Raw genomic sequence first — 7,327 nt, forward strand, 5'->3', positions numbered from 1 at the left:
CACCAGACCCATGCCGCCCGCGCCGAGCCGGGCCACCAGACGGTACGGGCCGATCCGCGTCGGGTCTTCGGTGATCAACTGTTCCACGGCAGCAAGGTAGTCGAGCGGGGCGGAGCCCCGGGGCCGAACCCCGTCCGACGGACACGTGATCCGTGCGACGCGTACCCCTCTGAGACACTGGGCGCACGATGAACGAGACACCTTTGCGCGTCCGCGCCGAGATCGATCTGGCCGCACTGCGGTCCAACGTGCGGGCCCTGCGCGCCCGCGCGCCACGCGCCGCGTTCATGGCCGTGGTGAAGGCGGACGCGTACGGACACGGGATGCTGCCCTGCGCCCGCGCCGCCCTGCGCGCGGGCGCGACCTGGCTCGGCACCGCGACCCCCGAGGAGGCGCTCGCGCTGCGCGCCGCCGGGATCGGCCTCGACGAGGCACGCGTCCTGTGCTGGCTGTGGACGCCGGGCGGGCCCTGGCGGGAGGCGATCGAGGCCGATATCGAGGTGTCGGCCGGCGCGCTGTGGGCGCTGCGCGAAGCCGCCGCCGCCGCCCGCGCCGCAGGCCGTACCGCCCGCGTCCAGCTCAAAGCCGACACCGGTCTGGGGCGCGGCGGCTGCCAGCCCGCCGACTGGCCCGAGCTGGTCGAGGAGTCCCTGAAGGCCGAGGCCGAGGGCACGGTGCGGATCACCGGCATCTGGTCGCACTACGCCTGCGCGGACGAGCCAGGCCACCCGTCGATCGCCGCCCAGTCGGCCGCCTTCGCACAGGCCGTGGCGTACGCCGAGGACGCGGGCCTGCGCCCCGACGTACGGCACATCGCCAACTCCCCGGCGACCCTGACCCTGCCGGACGCGCACTACGACCTGGTGCGCCCCGGCATCGCGATGTACGGCATCTCGCCGAGCCCCGAGCTCGGCTCGCCCGCGGACTTCGGGCTGCGCCCGGTGATGACGCTCGCCGCGTCCCTCGCCCTGGTCAAGCACGCCCCCGAGGGGCACGGCGTGAGCTACGGCCACCACTACGCGACGCCCGCCGACACCACCCTCGGCCTGGTCCCGGTCGGCTACGGCGACGGGCTGCCCCGGCACGCGTCGGGCCGCGGCCCGGTCCTGATCGGCGGCAAGGTGCGCACCGTGGCGGGGCGGATCGCGATGGACCAGTTCGTGGTCGACCTGGACGGGGACGAGCCCGCTCCCGGCGACGAGGCGCTGCTTTTCGGACCGGGCGACCGGGGCGAGCCCACCGCCGAGGACTGGGCGCAGGCCGCCGACACCATCGCGTACGAGATCGTGACGAGGATCGGATCCCGCGTCCCGCGCGTCTATGTCGACGAGTGACGACCTGAGCGAGGCGGGCGTACCGGTGACCCGAAGGTGACACGAACAGGCGGGAGCGGCAGGTGAGCGAGAACAGTACGGGGGCCGCCGTGGAAGCGGCCGTGGACGTGGTGACGTCCGCCGGGGGCACGAGCTGGCGCAGGGCCGGGCTCGCCGGCGCCGCGATAGGCGTGGTCGCCGCGGGCGCCGCCGCCGGGGTCGCCGTGGAGCGGCTGACCGTCGGCCGCGGCATGCGCAAGAAGGCCCGGCTCGCCCTGGACTCCACCGGTCCGTACGGCTCGTTGCGCGGCGAGCCCGGCCGGGCTCGGGCCGACGACGGCACCGAGCTGTACTACGAGGTCGAGGAGACCGACCCGGACCAGGACGTGGCGCCCCGGCGCCGCCGCCTCTTCGGCCGCCGGAACCCGGCACCGGTCACGGTGGTCTTCAGCCACGGCTACTGCCTGAACCAGGACTCCTGGCACTTCCAGCGCGCGGCCCTGCGCGGCGCCGTCCGCGCCGTCTACTGGGACCAGCGCAGCCACGGCCGCTCGGAGCGGGGCCGGGCGCAGGCCGAGGGCGGGGGTCCGGTCGACATCGAGCAGTTGGGCCGCGACCTCAAGGCGGTGATCGACGCGGCCGCGCCCGAGGGCCCGCTGGTCCTGGTCGGGCACTCGATGGGCGGCATGACGGTGATGGCCCTCGCCGACCAGTACCCGGAGCTGATCCGCGACCGCGTGGCCGGTGTGGCCTTCGTCGGTACGTCGTCGGGCAAGCTCGGCGAGGTCAACTACGGCCTTCCGGTGGCGGGCGTCAACGCGGTGCGGCGGGTGCTGCCCGGTGTGCTCAAGGCGCTCGGTCAGCGGGCCGACCTTGTGGAGAAGGGGCGCAGGGCGACCGCCGACCTGTTCGCGAGCGTCATCAAGCGGTACTCGTTCGCCGGCCGGGACGTCGACCCGGCGGTGGCGCGGTTCGCGGAGCGGATGATCGAGAGCACGCCGATCGATGTGGTCGCGGAGTTCTACCCGGCCTTCGCCGACCACGACAAGGCGGACGCGCTGCGGCACTTCGCGGCGCTGCCCGTACTCGTCCTGGCCGGTGACAAGGACCTGGTGACACCCAGCGAGCACAGCGAGGCCATCGCGGACCTGCTGCCGGACGCGGAGCTGGTGATCGTGCCGGACGCCGGGCACCTGGCGATGCTCGAGCACCCGGAGACGGTCACGGACCGGCTGGCCGACCTGTTGGTGCGGGCCCGGGAGCAGGCCCGCAGCACCGCCGTCTGAGCCGTCCGCAGCCGCTACCGTGGATGGCTATGGAAGCACCGAACGACTCGGCACCCGCCACCGAGGCCACCACCGCCGCCACCACCGTCCACCTCACCGTCAACTCCCCTGAGCAGATGCGGGAGTTGGGCCGTGGCCTGGCCAAGCTGCTGCGCCCCGGCGACCTCGTGATGCTCACCGGCGAGCTCGGCGCCGGCAAGACGACGCTGACCCGGGGCCTCGGCGAGGGGCTCGACGTGCGCGGCGCCGTCACCTCCCCGACCTTCGTGATCGCCCGCGTCCACCCGGCCCTCGGCGACGGTCCGCCGCTGGTGCACGTGGACGCGTACCGCCTGGGCGGCGGGCTCGACGAGATGGAGGACCTGGACCTGGACGTCTCGCTGCCGGACTCGGTGATCGTCGTCGAGTGGGGTGAGGGCAAGGTCGAGGAGCTGTCCGACGACCGCCTCCAGGTGGTCATCCACCGGGCCACCGGCGACACGGACGACGATGTGCGCCAGGTCCACCTGACCGGCCTCGGCGCCCGCTGGCGGAACGCGGACCTGGCGGCGCTCGCCGCCTGAGCGGAGCGGCTCGTAGCTTCCGCCGAGGTTCCGACAGGCTGTCGGCAACGTGTTGCGCGGTGCGCGTCCGGCGTGGTCACATGGAGACCACGGCTTGGTTAGGGTCACCTTACCAAGCCTGCCCTCAGAGCCCGGGAGGCACCATGCCGGCGTCGGATCCCCGTGAGTCCCGTGAGTCCCGTGAGTCCCGTGAGACCAAGCCGTCAGGGCCGTCGATGAGCGAGTTGCTGGCGTCGTGCGCGGCCGCGAGGGCGGTCTCGACGCCACCCGGCGCGCCCGAGCGGCGCACCGTGGAGATCCCGGAGCCGAAGCACGAGGACGACGGCCACCACGGTCACCGGAACGCTGCCTGACTCGACGCCGTACGGGACCACGCCGTACGGGAACCTACGGAACGACGACGATCTTCGTGCCGACCGTCGCGAACTCCCACATCGCATTGCCGTCGGCGCGGGTCTCGCGGATGCCGCCGGTCTGCTGCGTCGGGTCGGGCTTCGGCACGGAGCCGTCGACGGCGGCGCTGAAGCCGATCGCGACCCCGTCGACGTTGGCGAACCGTACGACGTGCTCGATCGGCACCCCGTCGGAGCCGACGACGGAACCGGAGCGGGTCGTCACCGAGTACTCACCGGGGCGCGGGTCGACCGTGGAGGGCGTGACCTCGAAGACGCGCTTCGGCTTGTTGCGCGGGCCGACCAGCCAGACGCGGTCCGAGCGCAGCGCGTACACGACCCGCTCGCCGCGGCCCGACGCGGCCGGGACCGCCTTCGGGTCGGCGTTCGCCTTCGGGGTGCGGGGAGCCGTCGACGACGCGTCCTGCTTCGGCTTGCCCAGGGTGTCCGGAACGGTCGCCGAGGCCTGGTAGGCGAGGAAGCCGACCGCGGCGAGGGCCGCCGCGGTGAGCCCGGCCACGAATCCCGAGCTGCTGCGTGCCACCGTGCTCCACCCTTCGTATATACGACTTGATGCCGATTGACGCTGACGGTAGCAGCAGGTGAAGCACTCGCCTGGGCACCGTGCCCGGGGCGCGGGGGCCGTAGGCTGTTTGCGTGCTCTTGCTAGCTCTGGATACCGCCACCCCCGCCGTCACCGTCGCCCTGCACGACGGAGAACGAGTCGTCGCCGAGTCCGCTCAGGTCGACGCGCGCAGACACGGGGAGCTGCTGCTCCCGGCCGTCGACCGGGTGCTCGCCGACGCGGGCGTGAAACTCGACGCCGTCACCGCGGTCGTCGCGGGCGTCGGCCCCGGCCCGTACACCGGCCTGCGCGTCGGCCTGATGACCGCGGAGACCTTCGGCTCGGCGCTCGGTGTGCCGGTGCACGGACTGTGCACCCTCGACGGGCTCGCGTACGCCGCCGGGATCGAGGGCGACTTCGTCGTCGCCACCGACGCCCGGCGCAAGGAGGTCTACTGGGCGCGGTACTCAGGACCGCGCACCCGGACCACAGGGCCGGCCGTCGACCGGCCCGCGGACATCGCCGAACAGCTCGCGGGCCTGCCCGCGGTGGGCGCGGGCGCGCTGCTCTACCCCGAGTCGTTCGCCGACGCGCGGGGTCCCGAGTACGTCTCGGCCGCTTCGCTCGCCGCCCTGGCCGCCGAGCGGCTCGCGGCGGGCGAGGAGCTGGAGCCGCCCCGGCCGCTGTACCTGCGCCGCCCGGACGCCCAGGTCCCCAAGAACTACAAGGTGGTCACCCCGAAGTGACCGACGTGCCTCCCGCCCCTTCCGCGTCCGCCGCCGTCCCCGCGCCCGTGCTGCGCGAGATGCGCTGGTGGGACGTCGAGTCCGTACTCGAACTGGAACGCGCGCTGTTCCCCGAGGACGCCTGGTCGCGCGGCATGTTCTGGTCCGAACTGGCGCACTCCCGCGGCCCGTTGGCGACCCGCCGCTTCGTCGTCGCGGTCGACGGTGAGCGGATCGTGGGGTACGCGGGCCTGGCCGCGGCCGGCGGGCTCGGCGACGTCCAGACCATCGCGGTGGCCCGCGAGCACTGGGGCACCGGGCTCGGCGCCGCGCTCCTGACCGAACTGCTGCGGGCCGCCACCGCCTTCGAGTGCACCGAGGTGCTCCTCGAGGTGCGCGTCGACAACACCCGCGCCCAGAAGCTGTACGAACGCTTCGGCTTCGAGCCGATCGGCTTCCGGCGCGGCTACTACCAGCCCGGGAACGTGGACGCCCTGGTGATGCGCCACGCCGACCCGGCCTCCTCCGTACCAGTGCAAGGAACCGACATCCATGGCTGACTCACGCGACGAGCCGCTCGTTCTCGGCATCGAGACCTCCTGCGACGAGACCGGCGTGGGCATCGTGCGCGGCACGACGCTGCTCGCCGACGCCATCGCCTCCAGCGTCGACGAGCACGCCCGCTTCGGCGGCGTCGTCCCCGAGGTCGCGTCCCGCGCGCACCTCGAGGCGATGGTGCCGACCATCGAGCGGGCCCTGAAGGAGGCGGGCGTCAGCGCCCGCGACCTCGACGGCATCGCGGTCACGGCCGGACCGGGCCTCGCGGGCGCCCTGCTCGTCGGCGTCTCGGCGGCGAAGGCGTACGCGTACGCGCTGGGCAAGCCGCTGTACGGCGTGAACCACCTGGCCTCGCACATCTGCGTCGACCAGCTGGAGCACGGCAAACTGCCCGAGCCGACGATGGCGCTGCTCGTCTCCGGCGGCCACTCCTCGCTGCTGCTCTCCTCCGACATCACCTCGGACGTACGGCCGATGGGCGCGACCATCGACGACGCGGCGGGCGAGGCCTTCGACAAGATCGCCCGCGTACTGAACCTCGGCTTCCCCGGCGGCCCGGTCATCGACCGGTACGCGCGCGAGGGCGACCCGAACGCGATCACCTTCCCGCGCGGCCTGACCGGCCCCCGCGACCCCGCGTACGACTTCTCCTTCTCCGGCCTCAAGACCTCCGTGGCCCGCTGGATCGAGGCGAAGCGGAACGCGGGCGAGGACGTTCCGGTACGTGACGTGTCCGCGTCCTTCCAGGAGGCCGTCGTCGACGTGCTGACCCGCAAGGCCGTCCGGGCCTGCAAGGACGAGGGCGTCGACCACCTGATGATCGGCGGCGGTGTGGCCGCCAACTCGCGGCTGCGCGCGCTCGCCCAGGAGCGGTGCGAGGCGGCCGGTATCCGGCTTCGGGTGCCGCGCCCCAAGCTGTGCACGGACAACGGCGCGATGGTCGCGGCCCTCGGCGCCGAGATGGTCGCCCGCAACCGCGCCGCGTCCGACTGGGACCTGTCGGCGGACTCGTCGCTCCCGGTGACGGACCCGCACGTGCCGGGCCAGGCGCACACCCAAGCTCACGCCCACTCGCACGACCACGTGCACGAGGTCAGCAAGGACAACCTGTACTCATGACCGTCGCGCTGATGTGGGAGGCCCGTGCCGTCGAGGGGCGGGGCGGCGAGCTCCTGGAGTGGGCCCGCGCCCAGTGGCTGGCGTCCGACCCGCTGCGCCGTGAGACGTTCGCGGCGCGCGGCGACCGGGTCCTCGTCATCACCTGGTGGGACGCGGTCCTCGACGACGACCTGCCCGAACTGCCGGATCCGGACGCCGCGCTGGTGACCCGGCCCGTGCACCGGTGGCGGTTCGAGTCGCTCGGGACCGCTTGAGAATCGCTCGAAGATTCTTTTAGCGGGGTGTCTATTCCCGCCCGGTCTGTTCGACGCTTGGGTGAGAGGCGAGGGAGAGGCCCCCGCCCGGCGGCGGAGAAGGCTCCGCCGCACGACCACAGGAGTTCGCATGCCGCGCTTTCTGACGCTCATCCGCATCGACGAGAAGAACGCGCCCTCCACCCAGAGCCCGGAGATGGAAGAGCGTATGGGCAAGCTCTTCGAGGAGATCACCAAGGCCGGCGTCATCCTCGACATGGGCGGTCTGCAGCCCACGTCCGACGGCACCCGGGTGCACTGGCAGGACGGCAAGCTCTCGTACACCGACGGACCGTTCGCCGAGGCCAAGGAAGTCATCGGCGGCTACACGATCTGGCAGTGCAAGGACAAGGCCGAGGTGCTCGAGTGGACGAAGCGCTTCGTCCAGGTGCACGACGAGGACTGGACGGTCACCGTCGAGGTCCGCCAGATCCAGGAGTGACGTCACGCTGCCCGGGTGCTTGGATGGGTGGCCGTGACGGACGAACACGACGTCGAAGCAACGGCCACCCC

General features: G+C 72.9%; 9 protein-coding genes and 1 pseudogene. 9 read left to right on the forward strand and 1 reads right to left on the reverse strand.

The annotated features are described in order from the left end of the window. Nucleotides 1–188 precede the first annotated feature (188 nt). The 4 genes and pseudogenes from alr to GUY60_RS31505 all read left to right on the forward strand — a co-directional run bounded on the left by alr (nt 189) and on the right by GUY60_RS31505 (nt 3,515). The gene (alr, locus tag GUY60_RS31490) at nt 189–1,334 is read left to right on the forward strand and encodes an alanine racemase (protein WP_161704034.1); all 1,146 of its coding nucleotides are present in this window, start codon (nt 189–191) and stop codon (nt 1,332–1,334) included. Between the two features lie 62 nt (nt 1,335–1,396). Next, a pseudogene (locus GUY60_RS31495) lies at nt 1,397–2,711 on the forward strand (alpha/beta fold hydrolase). Beyond that, on the forward strand, nt 2,629–3,162 hold the full coding sequence (gene tsaE, locus GUY60_RS31500) for a tRNA (adenosine(37)-N6)-threonylcarbamoyltransferase complex ATPase subunit type 1 TsaE (RefSeq protein WP_161704037.1): 534 nt from the start codon (nt 2,629–2,631) through the stop codon (nt 3,160–3,162). Before GUY60_RS31495 ends, tsaE begins: the two are co-directional and overlap by 83 nt. A 143-nt stretch (nt 3,163–3,305) precedes the next feature. Next, on the forward strand, nt 3,306–3,515 hold the full coding sequence (locus tag GUY60_RS31505; protein ID WP_161704039.1) for a hypothetical protein: 210 nt from the start codon (nt 3,306–3,308) through the stop codon (nt 3,513–3,515). 34 nt (nt 3,516–3,549) lie between these two features. Here the strand turns inward: GUY60_RS31505 and GUY60_RS31510 are convergent, their stop codons facing one another. Continuing rightward, nucleotides 3,550–4,098 (reverse strand): hypothetical protein, encoded by a 549-nt coding sequence (locus tag GUY60_RS31510; protein WP_161704040.1) that lies wholly within the window; start codon nt 4,096–4,098, stop codon nt 3,550–3,552. A gap of 113 nt (nt 4,099–4,211) precedes the next feature. On the opposite strand from GUY60_RS31510, the gene tsaB reads away from it, so the two are divergent. The 5 genes from tsaB (at nt 4,212) to GUY60_RS31535 (ending at nt 7,256) form a co-directional block, all read left to right on the forward strand. Next, complete coding sequence (gene tsaB, locus GUY60_RS31515; protein ID WP_161704042.1) at nt 4,212–4,865, forward strand: tRNA (adenosine(37)-N6)-threonylcarbamoyltransferase complex dimerization subunit type 1 TsaB; 654 nt, start codon at nt 4,212–4,214, stop codon at nt 4,863–4,865. A 59-nt stretch (nt 4,866–4,924) separates the two neighbouring features. Further along, nucleotides 4,925–5,404, forward strand: a complete 480-nt coding sequence (gene rimI, locus GUY60_RS31520; RefSeq protein WP_161704052.1) for a ribosomal protein S18-alanine N-acetyltransferase — start codon at nt 4,925–4,927, stop codon at nt 5,402–5,404. Beyond that, entirely contained in the window at nt 5,397–6,521 is a 1,125-nt protein-coding gene (gene tsaD, locus GUY60_RS31525) for a tRNA (adenosine(37)-N6)-threonylcarbamoyltransferase complex transferase subunit TsaD (protein ID WP_161704044.1), read from the forward strand. The genes rimI and tsaD overlap by 8 nt, the downstream gene beginning before the upstream one ends. Then, nucleotides 6,518–6,775 carry a hypothetical protein gene (locus GUY60_RS31530; RefSeq protein ID WP_161704046.1) on the forward strand — a complete coding sequence of 86 codons (258 nt, stop codon included), beginning with the start codon at nt 6,518–6,520 and terminating at the stop codon, nt 6,773–6,775. The genes tsaD and GUY60_RS31530 overlap by 4 nt, the downstream gene beginning before the upstream one ends. Nucleotides 6,776–6,905: 130 nt before the next feature. Then, nucleotides 6,906–7,256, forward strand: a complete 351-nt coding sequence (locus tag GUY60_RS31535) for a YciI family protein (RefSeq protein WP_161704048.1) — start codon at nt 6,906–6,908, stop codon at nt 7,254–7,256. Nucleotides 7,257–7,327: the final 71 nt, after the last annotated feature.

This window comes from Streptomyces boluensis (genome assembly GCF_009908195.1).
GTDB lineage: Bacteria > Actinomycetota > Actinomycetes > Streptomycetales > Streptomycetaceae > Streptomyces > Streptomyces boluensis.